Annotated in this window: 16 protein-coding genes, 1 tRNA gene and 1 pseudogene; 7 read left to right on the forward strand and 11 right to left on the reverse strand. The window is 36.1% G+C overall.

Annotated features, from left to right (window positions below; translation table 11 throughout):
• Positions 1-41 precede the first annotated feature (41 nt).
• Both ACICQD_RS00520 and ACICQD_RS07440 read right to left on the reverse strand, forming a co-directional pair.
• A complete protein-coding gene (locus ACICQD_RS00520) occupies positions 42-983 on the reverse strand; it encodes an FKBP-type peptidyl-prolyl cis-trans isomerase (RefSeq protein WP_010963087.1) in 942 nt (313 codons plus the stop codon).
• Positions 976-1,983, reverse strand: a complete 1,008-nt coding sequence (locus ACICQD_RS07440) for a polyprenyl synthetase family protein (RefSeq protein WP_010082029.1) — start codon at positions 1,981-1,983, stop codon at positions 976-978. The genes ACICQD_RS00520 and ACICQD_RS07440 overlap by 8 nt, the downstream gene beginning before the upstream one ends.
• A gap of 181 nt (positions 1,984-2,164) precedes the next feature.
• Between ACICQD_RS07440 and acpP the strand changes: the two genes are divergently transcribed.
• From acpP to ACICQD_RS00550, 3 genes are read left to right on the forward strand one after another with little or no spacing between them, the layout of a single operon-like run.
• On the forward strand, positions 2,165-2,389 hold the full coding sequence (acpP, locus tag ACICQD_RS00540; RefSeq protein ID WP_213863337.1) for an acyl carrier protein: 225 nt from the start codon (positions 2,165-2,167) through the stop codon (positions 2,387-2,389).
• Positions 2,390-2,402: 13 nt separating this feature from the next.
• Positions 2,403-3,674: a beta-ketoacyl-ACP synthase II gene (gene fabF / locus ACICQD_RS00545; RefSeq protein WP_010082030.1), complete on the forward strand. Its 1,272-nt coding sequence runs from the start codon at positions 2,403-2,405 to the stop codon at positions 3,672-3,674.
• Between the two features lie 3 nt (positions 3,675-3,677).
• Complete coding sequence (locus ACICQD_RS00550; protein ID WP_255322260.1) at positions 3,678-3,803, forward strand: hypothetical protein; 126 nt, start codon at positions 3,678-3,680, stop codon at positions 3,801-3,803.
• Between the two features lie 40 nt (positions 3,804-3,843).
• Here the strand turns inward: ACICQD_RS00550 and ACICQD_RS00555 are convergent, their stop codons facing one another.
• Entirely contained in the window at positions 3,844-4,068 is a 225-nt protein-coding gene (locus ACICQD_RS00555; RefSeq protein WP_010082031.1) for a hypothetical protein, read from the reverse strand.
• Positions 4,069-4,153: 85 nt separating this feature from the next.
• Between ACICQD_RS00555 and ACICQD_RS00560 the strand changes: the two genes are divergently transcribed.
• The 3 genes from ACICQD_RS00560 (at position 4,154) to thyX (ending at position 7,047) form a co-directional block, all read left to right on the forward strand.
• A complete protein-coding gene (locus tag ACICQD_RS00560; RefSeq protein WP_010082032.1) occupies positions 4,154-4,750 on the forward strand; it encodes a CPBP family intramembrane glutamic endopeptidase in 597 nt (198 codons plus the stop codon).
• Positions 4,751-4,905: 155 nt separating this feature from the next.
• On the forward strand, positions 4,906-6,183 hold the full coding sequence (murA, locus tag ACICQD_RS00565) for a UDP-N-acetylglucosamine 1-carboxyvinyltransferase (protein WP_006279833.1): 1,278 nt from the start codon (positions 4,906-4,908) through the stop codon (positions 6,181-6,183).
• A gap of 9 nt (positions 6,184-6,192) precedes the next feature.
• On the forward strand, positions 6,193-7,047 hold the full coding sequence (thyX, locus tag ACICQD_RS00570) for an FAD-dependent thymidylate synthase (RefSeq protein ID WP_015589436.1): 855 nt from the start codon (positions 6,193-6,195) through the stop codon (positions 7,045-7,047).
• A 72-nt stretch (positions 7,048-7,119) separates the two neighbouring features.
• Here the strand turns inward: thyX and ACICQD_RS00575 are convergent, their stop codons facing one another.
• The 4 genes from ACICQD_RS00575 to ACICQD_RS00590 are packed head-to-tail and all read right to left on the reverse strand — an operon-like array spanning position 7,120 to position 9,816.
• On the reverse strand, positions 7,120-7,737 hold the full coding sequence (locus tag ACICQD_RS00575) for a hypothetical protein (protein ID WP_395461459.1): 618 nt from the start codon (positions 7,735-7,737) through the stop codon (positions 7,120-7,122).
• Positions 7,738-7,758: 21 nt separating this feature from the next.
• On the reverse strand, positions 7,759-8,250 hold the full coding sequence (locus tag ACICQD_RS00580) for an IS630 family transposase (protein ID WP_155968340.1): 492 nt from the start codon (positions 8,248-8,250) through the stop codon (positions 7,759-7,761).
• Positions 8,251-8,269: 19 nt separating this feature from the next.
• Positions 8,270-8,617, reverse strand: coding sequence for an IS630 transposase-related protein (locus ACICQD_RS00585; protein WP_155968342.1), 348 nt, complete (start codon positions 8,615-8,617; stop codon positions 8,270-8,272).
• Between the two features lie 29 nt (positions 8,618-8,646).
• A complete protein-coding gene (locus ACICQD_RS00590) occupies positions 8,647-9,816 on the reverse strand; it encodes a hypothetical protein (RefSeq protein ID WP_395461460.1) in 1,170 nt (389 codons plus the stop codon).
• 144 nt (positions 9,817-9,960) lie between these two features.
• On the opposite strand from ACICQD_RS00590, the gene priA reads away from it, so the two are divergent.
• Positions 9,961-12,303 (forward strand): primosomal protein N', encoded by a 2,343-nt coding sequence (priA, locus tag ACICQD_RS00595; protein ID WP_395461461.1) that lies wholly within the window; start codon positions 9,961-9,963, stop codon positions 12,301-12,303.
• Positions 12,304-12,321: 18 nt separating this feature from the next.
• Here priA and petA read toward each other — a convergent pair whose 3' ends face one another.
• The 4 genes and pseudogenes from petA to ACICQD_RS00615 form a co-directional block, all read right to left on the reverse strand.
• A complete protein-coding gene (petA, locus tag ACICQD_RS00600) occupies positions 12,322-12,921 on the reverse strand; it encodes a ubiquinol-cytochrome c reductase iron-sulfur subunit (protein WP_010963095.1) in 600 nt (199 codons plus the stop codon).
• Positions 12,922-13,013: 92 nt separating this feature from the next.
• On the reverse strand, positions 13,014-15,716 hold the full coding sequence (gene gyrA / locus ACICQD_RS00605) for a DNA topoisomerase (ATP-hydrolyzing) subunit A (protein ID WP_395461462.1): 2,703 nt from the start codon (positions 15,714-15,716) through the stop codon (positions 13,014-13,016).
• Positions 15,717-15,768: 52 nt separating this feature from the next.
• Positions 15,769-15,841, reverse strand: a tRNA-Val gene (locus ACICQD_RS00610).
• A 97-nt stretch (positions 15,842-15,938) separates the two neighbouring features.
• Positions 15,939-17,155: pseudogene (locus tag ACICQD_RS00615) on the reverse strand (IS4 family transposase).
• Between the last annotated feature and the right edge of the window lie 581 nt (positions 17,156-17,736).

Genomic DNA, 17,736 nt, shown 5'->3' on the forward strand with positions numbered 1-17,736 from the left:
TATAGAGAGTGTTCAGAAGATTAGCCAGTAGACCTAAAATTTCAGCTATATTCTTTAGGCTGTTTTTCAACAGTAGAATGGTGTGCTGCGACCTCTTGCTTAACATCTAAGCTTAAGTCAATTATTGAGATATTTTCTTCATCATAATCTATGTCTTTTATTAACATATCGTCAGTAATAGTCAAAAGGTCAGGCGGAGAAAGAATAGTTCTTTTATTACCAGCTCTCATTCCCACAACTCCAAGCTCTATAGCAAGTGGTATTTTTTTATCGCCAACCCTAAATTGCACTGTTTGATCTTTGACTATATATTCCCCATTATGCTCCTTTACGCTATATTTAACCGATATCTCATCACCGCACCTTACTTGTTTTCCAGTCTTGTTAATTAAGTCATTAAAAACCATCAGATTATTTACTGAGTCGGGATATTTATCCTTTACTTCGATCAGTTTGACGTAATAAGAATTAAAATTCATTTTGTTCTCATTGGCAATAGTAACTACACGCTCTCCGCCTTCTTTCATACCTATTACCCCTAAACTCACTTCTTTTAGGTCATCTTGACCTATTTTCAAAGTAACATCAGAAACTTTGCTAGGGAGTGTTGCTGAGTTATTATTAGAAATTTTATATATTTGCAATAGGACTTCCAGGCCACAAAAAGCCTTGCTGCCACTGCCTTCAGTAATTTCATAAAAATTTATTGAATCTTCTTCCTTTTGCTGCGTTATTTCTTCTAAATATTCTGTCAGCCCATGCTTTTCAATATAGCGGTCAAGTGCTGATTCAAGTATTGGCTTCACTAGGTAATGTGCTATCGTCTGTATCAAACCACCATGCGTGGCATTTATCTCATAAAGCTTGTCCTTTTTTTCCGGTTTACCTTTGTTTATATAGACAATAGTAAACACAAAAGCAGAAGTTAAAGTGAGAATCATTACTACGGAAATAAGCATTTGTAATATAATTTTTCTAACCATCTTTCTTTACTTGATTCAATAAATCATATAAATAATTAGTATCCCCTGAAAGCGCACTCAAATTATCCAAGCCTTGTTTAAAGAGGCCGTCTATATAGTCCTCTACTTCACTTTTACCAAGCACAGACATAAGATTATTTGTTTTATCTTGTTCGTAGTCTTCAATATCATCCTTAGCTTGAAAGATAAGCCCTAGATTTATTCCATAGTTATATAACGCTTTACGTTGCTTGTCTGTAGCACCCCCTATTATAGCACCTATTTCACATGAAGCTGCAAATAGTTTTGCGGTTTTCATCAAATGAATTTCTTTTATTTTATCAGCTTGGCCCGACGTCATTCCAGCGTCATACATACAGCCGTACGAATGTTGTAGTTTTAAGGTAGAAAGGGTGTCATGCAAGTAGCTGACACTGGAATCCATTTCATGTTCAGCTCCACTATCGCATGGCTTTTTGCACGAAATGCTTGTAGGCAAAGCCTTCTGGATCCCAGTGTCCGCTACTTGAATGACAGAGGGTTGGGGGCTAAAATCTATATGCTCACTGTTAATATCTAAAGCCTGTCCTCCCACCATTCCCCTAATTCCTATTGCCTGAGAAAGAACTTTTATGATCTCACAGCGTTTCTCATTTAACGAAGATAATACCTCAAAAGCCAGAGTAAGTAGTGCATCTCCGGCAAGCACTGCTGTTGCTTCATCAAATTTTTTATGGCAGCTTAGCTGGCTTCTGCGAGTATCACTGTTGTCCATGCACGGTAAATCATCGTGAATTAGAGAGTAAGCATGAACAAATTCAATTGCTGCAGCAACTGATATTACTTTTTTAGCTTCCGCGTTAAACACTCGCGATGAAGCTACGACTAAAAAGGAGCGTATATGTTTTGCAGGAGCAAGGAGTATATAACGCATAGCTGATATAAGCTTATTCTCGCTATTTTCGGGTAAGAGTTTATTTACTTCTACAATAAGCAAATTTTTTGTTGTTTCGTCTAGCATTTTTGAATTGTTAATTGTTTAGCACGTAACGCTAGCCAGCTAGGGCAGTAGAAAACTTTACTGTAGTTTACCAGTTATAAAAGATATTGCAAACATAAAAATTTTTTATAACATCAAAGAATAGGTTATTTTTTTGGTAAGAAATGTGAATAGCGAACTAGCAAAGAGCACTAGAGAAGACATAGAAGAAAAAGTGAAAAAGATTATACTAGAGCATATTAGTAAGGATGTAGAGAAATTCAACAGCTCTTCAAAGCTTTCGGAGCATGGTACAGACAGCTTAGATGCAGTTGAAATCATCATGGCAGCAGAAGAAGAGTTTGGAATAGAAATTCCAGATGAAGACGCACAAAAAATGGAAACTATGGAGCAAATAGTTGAGTACATTAATAATAAAAAAGGCTAATAGTTAGTGTTAAATGAGCAGAAGAGTAGTAGTCACTGGTGTTGGTTTAATCACTCCACTAGCGGCAGATGTTGACAACACTTGGTCAAGGCTAATAAAAAGTGAGTCTGGCATAAAAGCAATCAATACGGATAGATTTGACTCTTCTGATCTTGCTTGCAAAATTGCAGGGCAGGTGCCGTTGCAATCAGACAACATTGAGCACCATTTCAATCCACTAGATTATATTTCTGAGAAAGACTCAAAAAGGACAGATCGTTTTATCCATTACGGTATTGCAGCAGCTATTCAGGCAGTAGATGATTCATTAATTTTGGAAAGCCAAAATATCAATCGGGAACGTGTTGGTGTGACTATTGGCTCTGGTATAGGTGGTCTTCCGTCAATTCAGGAAAATGTTATTACCATGCAGGAAAAAGGGCCCAGACGTGTCAGTCCATTTTTTGTCCCTGCAAGTCTAATAAATTTGATATCTGGCCATATTTCTATTAAATACGAATTTACAGGTCCAAACGATTCAGCAGTAACCGCATGTGCAACAGGTGCGCATGCAATCATAAACTCAGCAAGAACTATAAAACTTGGTGAAGCGGATGTTATGATTGCAGGTGGAGCAGAAAGTGCACTGTGTAGAGTTGGAATTGCAGGTTTTGCATCTATGAAGGCGTTATCAACTAAATTTAACGATAAACCGGAAGAAGCTTCAAGGCCATGGGATGAAGAACGCGATGGTTTTGTTATGGGTGAAGGAGCAGGTATATTGGTGCTGGAGGAATACGAACATGCGAAAAAAAGGGGGGCAAAAATACATGCTGAACTGGTTGGGTACGGACTCACAGGAGATGCGCACCACATTACAGCACCACATCCAGAAGGAAGAGGCGCATTTAAGGCAATGCAGCTTGCTTTAAAGAGCGCACAAATTAATCCCAATCAAGTAGGGTATATCAATGCACATGGAACTTCAACGCCACTTGGAGATAAAATTGAAGTAATAGCAATGAAACAGTTATTCGGTGACTACGTTTATAAAATACCTGTTTCTTCAACTAAATCTTCTATAGGACATTTACTTGGTGCTGCAGGGAGCGTTGAAGCAATATTCAGTATTCTTGCGTTAAATAATGGAATTATTCCGCCAACCTTAAATTTACACAAGCCTTCAGAAGGATGTGATTTAAATTTTGTACCGTTTAAAGCTCAGGAGCATAAAATTCAATATGCACTTTCTAATTCGTTTGGTTTTGGTGGCACTAATGCATCGCTCATATTTGGACAAGTTTAGTTGATGTCACCCCAGTGTCTTCCTCTTGTCATTCCAGTACCCTCCTCTTGTCATGCAAGCAGCTCTCCTACTGTCATCCCAGCACGTGACACTGGGATGACAAACGGTTGTGAAAGGGAATACATATAAAAATTAAACTATCAATAGCAATTCAAAAAGAAAAAATATTCTATTCATCCCTGAAGAAGTATTTTATTGACAATTTATGAATAAAGATCAATAATGCAGAAAAGGAATTGATGGGCGTATGCATGAATTTAACCACTATTAATTGTACATTATTTGTTGTAATTACATATTTTTTGACGTGCATTATAGCTTGGTGCTTACCTTTCAAAGACATAACATTATTAACAACATTTGTTCCGGCTTCAGTTGCAATTTTGCTAACCATTTATAATAAACAGAAGGTAAGGGATCTTTTTAAACTTAGTTCGCCAAAAAACTGTCTATTAGGGTTTATACTTATTCTGGTAAGTATGCTAATTTCCAATGGTCTTTTGTCAATTTACTGCGGTTTTTCATTTTTCCGAGAGTCTTTTACGTTAGACCGTGTAAAGGATTTGAGTGCAGTTTTGAGTCCATTAGTGATGTTATTTGTTTTATTATCAACCTTTGTGATGTGGATCATTATGTCTCTTGGTGAAGAGATCGGTTGGCGTGGCTATCTTTTGAAAAATCTTAAAAGCAAAATATCAAATTTTTATATCAGAGCAATTATTGTCGGTATTATTTGGTCAGTATGGCACATACCAACTTATGTGGTTGCTGGCTCAGCTTTGTGGAAGGATGGCTTTACATTCCCGACTATTTGTGCTTATACCCTTTATATTTGTGCAATGTCTATAATGTTTACCTGGTTGTTTGAAAAAGACAACTCGATTTGGCCAGTAACTATTGCTCATGCAACAAATAATCTTGTGTATAGTGTTTTGAGCATTCTAATGCCGTCTCCTCCTCTGTCAACTTTCGATGCAGTAATTCGCCTTACATTAGGAGCAGCTGGTTATTTCATTGTTGCAATTGGTGTTATTTGGTTTGATAAAGCTCGAGAGCGTCATTTGAGTAATTCATAGTATAAAATTTCGGGGGCAATTCGCATCAGGTGTCATGCAGGTAGCATGACACTGGGATGATGAGGAAGAAAAAGCAAATTTTGCCTTTTACGGTCAATCTATTATACTTAGTAAGACTTCAATAAACTAATGAATTATACTTTATATCTAATTAAATGCACAAGATATTAATAAGAAATAACTACAAACCTTTGGTCGGAAAAATCAAGATTAATGGCTCAAAAAATGCTGTTTTACCAATAATGGCAGCAAGTCTATTAAGTAGCTCCCCGGTAATTTTGCATAATGTACCTGATTTAATTGATGTGCATCTAATGTCTAAGTTGCTTGAAAGTCTTGGAGCAGAAGTGAACTTTATGCACAATAAAAATTATAAAGCGAACCATACTTTGAAAATTGACTGCAGCAATATCAACAATCACGTGATGCCATATAAAACCGCAAGTAAGCTAAGAACTTCTTTTCTAATATTGGGTCCAATGCTTAGCAGATTTGGCAAAGCGAGAACAGCATTTCCTGGTGGATGCAACATTGGAAAGCGTCCCGTTGATATGCATATTAAAGCATTAGAAGAAATGGGAGCTAAAATTGAAATTGACGGCTATAATATAATTGCAACAGTGAAAGGAAAGCTACAAGGAAAAGAAATCACATTTGAGAAAATAAGTGTTGGCGCAACAGAAAATGTAATAATGGCAGCAACATTTGCAGAAGGAGTGACAACAATAAACAATGCTGCAACTGAGCCGGAAGTTCTTGATTTAATAGATTTTCTGAAGAAAATGGGTGCTGATATTGAAATTGATAATACAAAGGTCATAATAACAGGAGTTGAAGCACTAAATGGATGTGTTCATAAAATAATACCAGATCGCATAGAAGCAGGCACCTATGCACTAGCTGCTATAATAACCGGTGGTAAGTTGGAGTTGGAAGGAATAAATCTATCTGATATAAGGTGTATTACAAATGAGTTGGAGACTATAGGAGCTATGGTTGAACTGTATGATGGAGGCATTGTTATTTCCAGAAAAAATGGCTCTATTAAGTCTGCTAACGTTGCGACAGATCCATATCCCAATTTTCCCAGTGATATGCAACCACAACTGATGTCTGCAATGTGCATCGCTGATGGGATATCAGTAATTGAAGAGAACATTTTTGAAAACAGATTTACACATGCAGATGAATTGAGAAAGTTAGGTGCTAATATCAGCATCGAGAAAAGCAAAGCTACTATAAGTGGAATAAAAAGCTTATCTGGAGCTAATCTATATGCTACTGACTTAAGATCAACAGCAGCTTTGGTGCTTGCTTCTTTGGTAGCCGGTGGAGAAACTATAATAAATAATTCACATCATTTATGGAGAGGATATGAAGCAATGCATGAAAAACTCAATTCATGTGGAGCTGATATCTCCATTTCGTCTTGAGGATATTTTATGAATGAAGCAACCAAACGAACTATAGTAAAAGAAATAGATGCAATCTTATATGAAGAACATAAGGTATTAGACCATGGATTTATTCGAGTAGTGGATTATATGGGCTCTGATAGCGCTATAGTTCAAGCTGCTCGTGTTTCTTATGGCAAGGGAACAAAACAGATAAGTCAGGATGAAGCACTTATAAAGTATTTAATGAGACATCATCATACAACTCCATTTGAAATGTGTGAAATTAAGTTTCACGTGAAACTTCCAATTTTTGTTGCAAGGCAATGGATAAGGCATAGAACTGCAAATGTGAATGAATATTCAGCAAGGTATTCAATACTTGATAATGAATTTTATACACCTAAACCAGAACAAGTTGCAAAACAATCTGACAATAATAAACAAGGTAGCGGGGAAGCTTTTGATCCAGATACCTCAAAGGAAATAATAGATTCTCTAACAAATGACTCTAATTTAGTATATTCTCATTATGAAAAATTTATTGAGCAGGGGCTTGCAAGAGAAATTGCCAGAACTAACCTAATGCTTAATTACTACACACAATTTTATTGGAAAATAGATCTGCATAATCTCCTTCATTTTTTGAAGCTTAGAGCTGATAAGCATGCCCAATATGAAATCAGAGTTTATGCAGAAGTTATGCTGGATATAATAAAAAAATGGGTTCCACTGGCCTACAATGCCTTTGTTGAATATTGCCTAGAATCAGCCTGTATTTCAAGAACTGGTCTAGAAATAATTCGCAAATTAATTAAAGGGGAAAACGTTACTAGAGAAGAAAGTAATATTGGTAAAAGAGAATGGGGCGAGCTGATGTCTATACTTGATAAACAATCTTAAAGATAAAGGCATACGTGTCAATCTCCTCTGTCAGTTAACTCTCGTTCACCAGATTGAATCTTGCTTTTTACATCACATTAACTCATCACTTTTATAGAACATCTCATTAAAATCATTTAGAGTTCCAAAATCCTGACCCTTGATAAACAGGTGATCATTAGCAACATGTGCTTCATCAAGAGTAAACAGCTCGTAATGATGATTGTGAGCGGGCCTAACAATTTCATTATATAAAACCATTACTTGTTCGTAGTTATATCCATCGCCAGCATGATATTTACCACGTACGGTATCATAAAAATTCTTTACATCATCATATGTCACTTGCAGCTCCACCTTATACTTTCCCACTTCAAGAGGACTTCCTGTCTTTATTTTTAAGGGATGTTGTGAATTTGCAACACTGTTAGAAGTTTCTGCTTCAATATCAGAATTTTTATCCATATTTTCTATCACACTTGCCATAACAGTTTCTTGTTCATCTTCTGTTTGTTTTTCAGTCTTATTACTGCTACTGTCAGTTTCCACAGTTACTTTTTTTACTTCTATATCTTTTTGAGCTTTCTCATTACTTTGCTTGTGTATTTCATCTCCATGCAATTTTTTCTGCAGAGCTTTTTTCGTATCAGCATAATCATCACGATTGCTTTGCAAAGCTGGTTTATAACTGCTGCTATCATCCGCTTGCATTTGATCTATATATAGTATTTTCTAAAATGAATGATAAATTTCCATTATGGTATTACCAACCAAAAGTTGTAAGTCTGTATATTTATGCATTAAAGGTCTGAGGCGGCTTTTGATGGTATTCCAACAATGCTCTATAGGGTTCAAATCTGGTGAATATGTTGGTAGATAGAGCAAACGGCATCTAGCATTATCTATTAACTCCTTTGTTTTGGGAGTTTTATGGAATGTGGCATTGTCCATAACTATTGTAGTACCATGTGGCAATTTAGGTAATAACATCTTCTCTAACCATGTATTGAATACCTCTTTGTCACACCCACCTTTGAAAGTCATTGGTGCAATAAATCTCTTTCCAATCCACCCGCCTATTATACTGATTCTCTCTCGTTTTCTTCCTGGAATATCTGCATAAATTTTCTTTCCTATTGGAGCACGTCCATACTCTCGGTATAACCTATTATCAACTCCTGCTTCATCTATATATAAGATGCTGGAATGGTCTATTTTTGAGATTTTATCGGTAAATCGCTGCCTATCTTCTTGATTGCGCTCTTGATATAGTGTAACTTTTTTTTAAAGTAATTCTTAGCTGTTTCAGCCTATACCAAATTGAATTTATTCCAAATCCAAGATTTTGTTTCATCTCTGCCAGCGTATGATCTGGATTCTTTTTAACATATTCTTCGAGTATTTTTGGGTCTATTTTTCGAATAAAGCTGCCGTTTTTCGATGGCCTTAGGCTTTCACCAGCGGCTTTCTTTCTTAACCAGCGGTACAGAGTTGCTATTCCTATCTCCAAAAGCTCTGCCACCTCAACCTTTGACTTCCCTTTTTCTATCATCGATACTGCCCTTTCCCTTAAATCCACACTATACGCCATTATAACTCAAATAGCTTATTATACCTTTATCATTTACTTTGGGAAGTACTATAGTTAGATTCTTCTTCCTGTATAGTATTTTTTGCGTTATCCTCACCAACCGTTCCTTTCTCCCCAGACTTGGCTTCACTCTCTACCACAACTTCTTCGTCTACTTGCTCATCATCAATTGTAAATTCAGTACCTATCTGATTGCTATCTTCCTCCAATTCATTAGATAATTTTTCAGATAGCTGGTCACCACTCAAATATGGTTCCTTTGAATATTTAGCATAATTATGGGGATCGGTTCTGTTTTCTGAATAAAACCCACTTTCAAAGTCTGAGTAGGAGCTTTGATTGAGCACAAAAAATAAGTTTTCATAATTAACCAGCATATCACTATCAGGGCTAACAAAATTTAAATATTCATCGCCTTCCCATTCTGGGTGGTGTCTATACTCTGCTATGTAGTATTTACTAGAGTCGAGAGGTATCTTGTCACCTTCTTCCCCATCAAGTTGTAAAACTACTGCTGAATGCCCATTACCTAAATCATTACCTTTTACCACTTTGAATATTTTAATCTCATCCTTTTCTACAAGTTCTTTTAACTCCTCGTTCTTTTCATTTAACTCTTCCTCCCTTTGTCTTTCTGCTTCTCTTTCTCTTGCCAATCTTTCTGCTTCTTCATCAGCTTTCTTCTGCAGTTGTGAGAATACATTTTGTAATATATCTTGTGTGGTTAAGCTATTTGTGTTGCTTAAAAAATTATCTAACACATTTGATGCAATTGGTGACAATTCACCGTGATCATCAAATACTTTTTCCTTTGCTTTATCATAGTGATTTGGGTTATAGATTGCATACAGAGGATAAAAACCATAATCTGCAATTGACGCTCCGTCAGGTGATAGTTCCATTGAGAATCCATAGTAATTAAGTGGAAGATTGGAGGTTAAATATTTACCGTTATCATCCCTAACGTGTAGCTCACTTCTACCATTGTGCTCACTATATTTGTTGTAGTAGATATAAAAATTCTCATGGTTAAGATTGAAGTGATCATCTAGATTATCGAATTGAATTGTACTGCCAAGCTTCTCCCGCAAAAGATTTTTGCTTTCATCTGTAAGCTTTATATGTGCAGAAAAGTAGTATCGATCTATAGGTTCGCCTTTTTCTATTTCAAAGTTCAAAGTAATCTTGTCGTTGACCATTGGTAGCCTCCACAAATTCTATAAATCATTTTATTTATCAATCATACGGTCTGTACTATGAAAAATGTGTTAAACATTAAGATTTTCTCTGTACCGATTCATCTATATTGCCAAGCTTAATAAAGTTACAAGCTCTTTAAAACAATGTTAAACTCAATCACTATGGCAAAAACAGTTGACGTATTACTACCACTTCCAATTGATCAGTTATTTTCATATGCAATTGAGGAAAGTACTGAGATTTTACTTGGAGATTACGTAGTAGTGCCATTTGGCAAAAAACGCTTAATCGGAATAGTTTGGAAATACAGTGATAAAAGTAACCGAGAATTAAAATTTATTGAGCAAAAAATCGATTTACCAAATATTAGACCAAAATTGATTGCATTTGCAGAGTGGGTTGCACAATACAATTTAATACCTATTGGTATGCTTGCCAAAGTGATAATGGGAGGAGTGTTAAAAGTAAATCACATAGATAAATTGGTTTGTGTTGAACAAAAGCAGGAAACAAGTGAAATAAGTTGCCAATTAAGCCCTGAACAGCAGATAGCTAGTGATAAAATAATCAGCAATTTGAACGAGTATTCAGTGACTTTGCTTGACGGTGAGACAGGATCTGGAAAAACGGAAGTTTATCTCTCTGTGATTGCACAATTGATTAAGAATTACACTGCCGTTCCAAATGCTGCTCAGACTTTACCATCCCAGTGCCCAGAGACACAACTGTACGAACATTGTGATTTGGGTCTACCAAGAGGGTGTCATCCGAGTAGCCTGACACTGGGATCCAGTTTTTCATATAACCTCATTACAAATGTTTATTTTAACTTAAAACCAATACCTAATTTACAATCAAAATTCCTGGATTCCAGTGTCAAGCACTGGAATGACACCTTTATACTCAAGGCAAAACCCACTGTAACATTTAGCATACCGTCTTTGCCACGTACTAGTATGACACCAGAATATGTTGAAATGACATCAGGAGAAGGTAATACACAAATTTTAATCCTCCTACCTGAAATTGTTTTAACTTCACAATTGGTAAATCGTGTTCGCGGTCAGATATCAAAAAACTTAGTTGAATGGCACTCAGGGCTCACTCCAAAAACTCGCCGGAATAATTGGCTCAATATAGCAAATGGAAATGCGCAGATAATTATTGGTGCACGGTCAGCGCTTTTTTTGCCTTATAAAAACCTAAAATTGATTATCGTTGATGAAGAGCACGACTCATCTTTTAAACAAGAACAGGGAATTATATATAATGCTCGAGATATGGCGATAATCTTAGCCAAATTTGAAAATATTCCGATTATTTTATCATCAGCTACTCCACTGCTTGAAACGATTCATCATGTTAAAAACGGGAATTACAATCATGTAAAGCTAACTAAACGATTTGGTGGTGCAGAATTGCCACTCATTAAAGTAGTAGATATGAGGAACAACAAGCAATGGATCTCCTCTGAGCTTTTTGAAAGCATCAAACAAACCATAGAGAAAAAACAGCAGGTTATGCTTTTTCTAAACCGCAGAGGGTATGCACAACTGGCAATTTGTAAAAAGTGTGGATATAAAATTTCCTGCTTAAATTGTGCTGTTTGGCTTACATATCACAAGAAAAAAAATGCTCTTTTGTGCCACCACTGCTCTTATCAATTGAAACTTCCAGAAAAATGCTCTAATTGCCAAAGTGAACAGCCATTGTCCCTCTACGGCATAGGAATTGAAAGGTTGCTTGAAGAAATGGTGAAATTAATACCAAACGCAAAAACTGCGATGATAAGCAGCGATCAGAAGTCGGTTAGTAACGTAATTGACTTGATATTGAAAGAAGAGGTGAACATTATAATCGGCACACAAATAATTGCTAAAGGGCACAATTTTCCCAAATTAACTTTGGTTGGAGTAATGAATGCAGATTTGAGTCTCGAAAATTCTGATTTGAGAGCAGCGGAAAAGACGTATCAATTATTGCACCAAGTTGCAGGCAGATCAGGAAGGTTTAATGAAAAAGGAATGGTAATAGTGCAAACCAATAATCCTGAAAGTTCAATAATAAAAGCATTGCTGCATCAAAAAAGAGACTCATTTTATGAAATCGAACTTAAGTCAAGACGCGAAGCCAAAATGCCACCATTTAGCAGATTAATAGCGCTTATAATCTGTGGTAAGAATCAGATTGCAACACAAAAAGCAGCGAATGAAATAGTAAAATCTCTTCTCTGTCATTCAAGTAGCTCAACTATTTGTATCCAGGAAAAAAATGTAGGTGTAGACAAAAAGGAATTTGAAATTCTTGGCCCATCACCAGCAGCGATAAATTTTTTAAATAATAAGTATCGGTATAGGGTATTATTAAAAATACACAATAAGCATAGTCTATCCATACAAAAAAAGCTGAAATATTGGATTAAAAATTGTAACTTGAATTCGAGTATTGCAGTGATAATAGATGTTGATCCTGTGAGTTTTTTTTAACGAGTTTATTTATATTCGTTAAGCCTTCTTGCCAATTACCACAACATTCTCACTGGGAAAAAAATAATCAGGTACAGCCATATTTTTCGGTGCAGGACCCCCAATTACTCGACCTGATGTATCATAATATGAACCGTGGCAAGGACAGAACCAACCATTACCATCTCTTGTAGCGTGGTCAACCGGTACACACCCAAGATGTGTACATATTCCAAGCATAATTAACCATTCGTCTTTTCCTTCGTATACTCTCTGCTCATCTAATTGAGGATCCCTCAAGCTCTTCACATTCACAGCTCTTGCAGCCTCAATTTCTTGCTTTGTGCGTCTACGAATGAATACTGGTTTACCTTGCCACTTTACTTTTACTCCGTGTCCTTCCTGAATTCCAGACAAATTCACCTCCACTGTGGAAGTTGCTAGAACTTCAGCAGAAGGATTCATAGATTTAACCAGTGGCCAAAGTCCGCTTGCAGCTCCTATACCTGCCATAGCGCATGTAGTTAATGTTATAAAATCTCTCCTACTCTTATTTTTAGTAAGATCTTTAACAGGAGGTGTTTTTTTATCCTCTTTGTCTGCCAGTGGTTTTTTATTTTTAGTTAATTTTTTGTCCATTGATCTTTACTTAGCCATAAGTATATATTTTAATTTAAATACTGCGTATTAATCAACAAAAACTTGCGCTTTTTGTTTAACCTATACTACGGTTAAGAAGCGATAGAGTTTTCAACTTCAAAAATACTATCTTCAGTGGAATCAGGATCTTCAATTTTCGCTACTGACACCACTTTTTCTCTACTTTCTGTTTTAAACAGAGTGACTCCTTGAGTGCTGCGTCCTGCAATTCTAATCTCATTGACCGAAATGCGAATTAACTTTCCTTTATCTGTAATAAGCATTATATTATCACCCTGCTCAACTGGAAAACTAGCAACAACATTACCGTTTCTGCTAGTAGTAAGAATATTGGTGATACCAACACCACCCCTGTTAGTTACTCTATACTCATACGCAGAAGTTCTTTTACCAAAGCCATTTTCAGTAATAGTTAATATAAACTCCTCATTCACTGCAAGTTTTAAGAATAATTCGTTATCTATTCCTAAATCATTCAAAGTCTTTTCCAATTTAGAATCAATGGAGTTATTAATTGCATTCCCCAGTCTTTTTGCAAGTGGAACTTTTAAGTAAAGTTCTTTTGTTTCTGTTGCTACACCTATCCCATTTAATATGGTCATGGATATCACGCTGTCATTCTTTACAAGTTTGATACCTCTTACGCCATCTGAATTGCGACTCTTAAATTGACGCACATCACTTACAACAAATCTGATACTTTTTCCAAGCGTTGTTGAAAGTAAAACATGGTCAATTTCATTACATACCTTAACCGATACTAATTTGTCTCCTTCATCGAGCTTTATTGCTATTTTTCCATTGCTTGGAATATAGTGAAAGTCCGCTAAGGAGTTACGCCTTATGTTTCCATAGGCAGTAGCAAAAACTATGTTTTGATTTTCGTCATTTTCACTTGGCAATGGCATGATATTAGTTATAGTTTCACCATCGCTAAGCGGAAATATGTTAACAAGTGCTCTTCCACGTGCGGTTGGCTCTGCAAGAGGTAACTTATAAACTTTTAATCTATAAACTCGACCAATGTTAGAAAAGAATAAAAAGCTAGTATGGGTATTTCCAACAAATAATTCTGTGATTACATCCTCTTCTTTTAATCCCTGTCCTAGCTTTCCTTTTCCACCACGACGCTGAGTTCTGTAGTGAGAAAGTTTTACACGCTTGATATAACCATTCATAGTTACGGTTATCACCATATCCTCTTGTGGAATTAGATCTTCAGCTTCAATGTCCGTATCTGATTCCTCTATTGAAGTTTTTCGCGGCACAGCAAATCTGTTCTTTATTTCTTGTAGATTGTTTTTTATTTCCTTCATCAACTTCTCTTCTGAGCCAAGAAAAGCGATATATTCTTTTATCAGGTTGATCATTGAACTTAGCTCAGCTTCTAATTTGTCTTTTTCAAGGCCTGTTAAACGCTGCAGTTTCATATCAAGGATAGCTTTAATTTGTAGCTCAGTTAATCTATACACTCCATCTTTCAAAAAGCTTGCGCTATCTGAAATCAACTCGATGATAGTGTTGATTTCATTCGAAGTTTTCCATTCTTTATTTAAAAGTTCTCTACTTGCTTCCGCAGGATCTTTTGCACCGCGGATGATTTTTATCACTTCATCTATGCTGAGGACCGCAATGTAGAGCCCTATATATATATGAGCTTTTTCTCTCGTTTTTCTTAGACGAAATTCTGTTCTCCTGATTAACACTTCTTTTCTAAAGTCAACAAAAGCAGCTATGATTTCTTTTAACGACATCAAAGCAGGTCTGTTGTTATTGAGTACTAAAGTGTTAACACTAAAACTACTTCTTAGTGGAGTTAGTCCCAATATTTGATTAAGTATAAAACTTGCTTCAGCATTTCTTCTGAGGTCAATTACTACTCTAATACCAGACTTATCGGACTCATCCCTAATTTCTGTTATGCCATCAATTCTTTTTTCTTTTACAAGCTCACCTATCTTCTCAATTAATTTTACTTTATTTACCTGGTAAGGTATTTCATCAATCACTATTGCTTGCCTATCTTGTGGCAGGTCTTCTATGTGAGTCTTGCCTTGCACAACAATTGATCCACGACCCGTTGCAAATGCTGATCTTATTCCAGACCTTCCAAGAATCGTTCCCCCAGTTGGGAAATCCGGCCCTGGCATCACTTCAAGTAACTCATCCAAAGTAACTTCAGGATTATCTACATATAATATACAAGCATCTATTATTTCTCCAAGATTATGAGAAGGAATATTGGTTGCCATACCAACTGCAACACCACTTGCACCGTTTACCAATAGATTCGGAAACTCTGCAGGCAGCACAACTGGTTCTGTTTCATTTCCATCGTAGTTTGGCCTAAAATTAACTGTATCTTCATCAATATCATTTAGTAAAAAGTGTGACACTTTTTGAAGTCTTGCTTCTGTGTATCGCATTGAAGCTGGTGGATCTCCATCTATCGAACCAAAGTTACCTTGCCCATCAATAAGTGGTAAAAGAAGAGAAAAATCTTGAGCCATCCTGACCAAGGAATCGTAAATAGCTGCATCACCATGTGGGTGATATTTCCCCATTACATCCCCAACTATACGAGCTGCTTTTTTATATGGCTTACCGGCATCGAATCCAGCTCTTGACATTGCATATAATATGCGCCTGTGAACAGGTTTAAATCCATCCCGCACGTCAGGTATAGCCCGGCTTATGATAACGCTCATTGCGTAGGAGAGATAAGAATCTTCCAGCTCTTTTACTATTGAGATTGGTACTATATTATCCTGCATTTTCTATATTTTGATTGAAGTAATTAATAATACTAACATTCAGTTAAGCAAATGGGCAATGACAGACTTGAACTGCCGACCTCCTCGGTGTAAACGAGATGCTCTACCAGCTGAGCTAATTGCCCCTTTAGATCTAATTCTATAGCTCAATATTATTATTGTAAACAAAAATAGCAATAAATTGTATCCGTTCAGGCAATGGCGTCAACTTAAGAGCCTCCATTAGCAAACTCTCCTAAAGACATGATGGCGTTTGGGCTTATCTACCTTATCGCGGCTATACAATCGTCCTGGTCGGATTTTAACTTTAGCGCGTATACTTAAAAAGGGCTTGAAAGTTTTTTGGCGCAATAAGTACCTGATAGAGTTTCTGCCTCATTACACCAAATAAAACTGAAAAATTTAAACGATACTCAGCAATTTGATCTGGATTCCAAGGCCCTTGTGCATCACACATATGAAGCGACAATATATTACACATGACTAAGTTTGCCCAAAATTCTTGTAATACAGCCTCTAAATTTACGCCAGAAAAATTCTCTAATTCTGCACCTATTTTGAGTCGTTTATAGCACTCCTCTATATGCCACCTTAACACATAAGCTTTGCTGATATCTTCCAAAGTAAATTTTACTCGGTCAAAAAGTGAAGTAATCAATACCTCTGTTTCTCCGTTGGCTAATGTCAGCACTATAACTCTTACTTTCTGTCCTTTCATTTTATTTTTTAGCTTTTCATTTTCTAATATAAAATCGAAATCTAATTCGCCAGATGCAATTCGTTCCCATAGCTTGCTATAATTTCTTTTTTGCAAGCGAAAAATAAAATCTACTTCCAAATCATAATGCTGCTGAATGAATTTTACTGAAGGATAACCACGATCATAGATAAATAATTTGATTTAATGAACGCATTTGAGTGATAACTTCGGGTAATTGCTCTTCCGCCAACGTTTGTTCACCTATATTCCAAGCCGCAAGACGAGCACTACAAATCAGCGAAGTACACAAATCAACAAACAAATTGCCAATGGTGGCATTGTGCCTGTTGTTCCATTTGGTTTAAAGCGGCCAAACTCGGATACAATTTCCTCAGAGCTGGGTAATCTCATACCAGAACCATCTGCTGCAATAAGTCTATAGCCTCTCCAACTCAGGTTCATCCTGATAGGCTGTTTGGATGCTTAAATTCTTGAAAGCCTGTATGGTAAATCTTATACCTTGCTTTAGAAAAAGCTTGCTTTGAGGGTACATGTCAATGGCTCCATAAGTTCACATTCTATTCCCAAACTTTTTTTAACTAACTTTAAAATCATAGAAAATACTGTCGAAAAAGGAAGTTTTCTTGTTCGTGTAAAACTCAACACAATGGATTCTCTGAAAAGCTTTCGAGTATATTATATTTTTAATTTGTAGAATAAAATTTTTTCCTTTTTGCATGTTTCACCTAAAAAGGACACATTTTAAACTTCTTTGTTGAAATAAAATAGAAACAAAAGTGCTGTTTCCTGCGGCTTCTGGATAATTTAATGGTAAAAGTTTTAGAGAGAAATTTTATACACTATCGCTGATATTTTTCCTTAAGTTGACGCCATTGTCCGTTCAGCAGAGTGGCAAAATAGGTAGACAAGGTGATCTAAAAAGATAATCATAGAGTAAATGTGAGGTAAGTCCTTACAATAAATGGTGTCATCCAAGTAGCCGACACTGGGATCCAGAAAAAAGAATGGTGTCATTCCAGTGCTTGACACTGGAATCCAGCTTTTTCATAATCATTAAAACGTTGTATTTTTACATAAAACAGCTATTTTTATGCTCGCCAACTTAATAAAATTCCTGGATCCCAGTGGGCTTTGTTGCATCGCTAGCTATGATGGATTAAAGATAAAAAAGATGGAGAATATCAGTAGCTTATTATTCTGGTATTTATAATAAGAACGGTCAGTGAATACCTAAATTTGAGTAAAAGAAATTTCACTACCACTCACTAATCTGGCTAAAATTCAAGAATTTCAATGCTT

It is taken from the genome of Wolbachia endosymbiont (group A) of Therophilus tumidulus, from assembly GCF_964277345.1.
Lineage (GTDB): Bacteria > Pseudomonadota > Alphaproteobacteria > Rickettsiales > Anaplasmataceae > Wolbachia > Wolbachia pipientis.

Bases quoted from the DNA above. Each gene is read 5' to 3' on its own strand.
- ACICQD_RS00520 (WP_010963087.1), bottom strand. From the start codon at position 983: ATGGTTAGAAAAATTATATTACAAATGCTTATTTCCGTAGTAATGATT.
- ACICQD_RS07440 (WP_010082029.1), bottom strand. From the start codon at position 1,983: ATGCTAGACGAAACAACAAAAAATTTGCTTATTGTAGAAGTAAATAAA.
- fabF (WP_010082030.1), top strand. From the start codon at position 2,403: ATGAGCAGAAGAGTAGTAGTCACTGGTGTTGGTTTAATCACTCCACTA.
- ACICQD_RS00550 (WP_255322260.1), top strand. From the start codon at position 3,678: ATGTCACCCCAGTGTCTTCCTCTTGTCATTCCAGTACCCTCCTCTTGT.
- ACICQD_RS00555 (WP_010082031.1), bottom strand. From the start codon at position 4,068: ATGGTTAGCAAAATTGCAACTGAAGCCGGAACAAATGTTGTTAATAAT.
- ACICQD_RS00560 (WP_010082032.1), top strand. From the start codon at position 4,154: ATGCTAATTTCCAATGGTCTTTTGTCAATTTACTGCGGTTTTTCATTT.
- murA (WP_006279833.1), top strand. From the start codon at position 4,906: ATGCACAAGATATTAATAAGAAATAACTACAAACCTTTGGTCGGAAAA.
- thyX (WP_015589436.1), top strand. From the start codon at position 6,193: ATGAATGAAGCAACCAAACGAACTATAGTAAAAGAAATAGATGCAATC.
- ACICQD_RS00575 (WP_395461459.1), bottom strand. From the start codon at position 7,737: ATGCAAGCGGATGATAGCAGCAGTTATAAACCAGCTTTGCAAAGCAAT.
- ACICQD_RS00585 (WP_155968342.1), bottom strand. From the start codon at position 8,617: ATGGCGTATAGTGTGGATTTAAGGGAAAGGGCAGTATCGATGATAGAA.
- ACICQD_RS00590 (WP_395461460.1), bottom strand. From the start codon at position 9,816: ATGGTCAACGACAAGATTACTTTGAACTTTGAAATAGAAAAAGGCGAA.
- priA (WP_395461461.1), top strand. From the start codon at position 9,961: ATGTTAAACTCAATCACTATGGCAAAAACAGTTGACGTATTACTACCA.
- petA (WP_010963095.1), bottom strand. From the start codon at position 12,921: ATGGACAAAAAATTAACTAAAAATAAAAAACCACTGGCAGACAAAGAG.
- gyrA (WP_395461462.1), bottom strand. From the start codon at position 15,716: ATGCAGGATAATATAGTACCAATCTCAATAGTAAAAGAGCTGGAAGAT.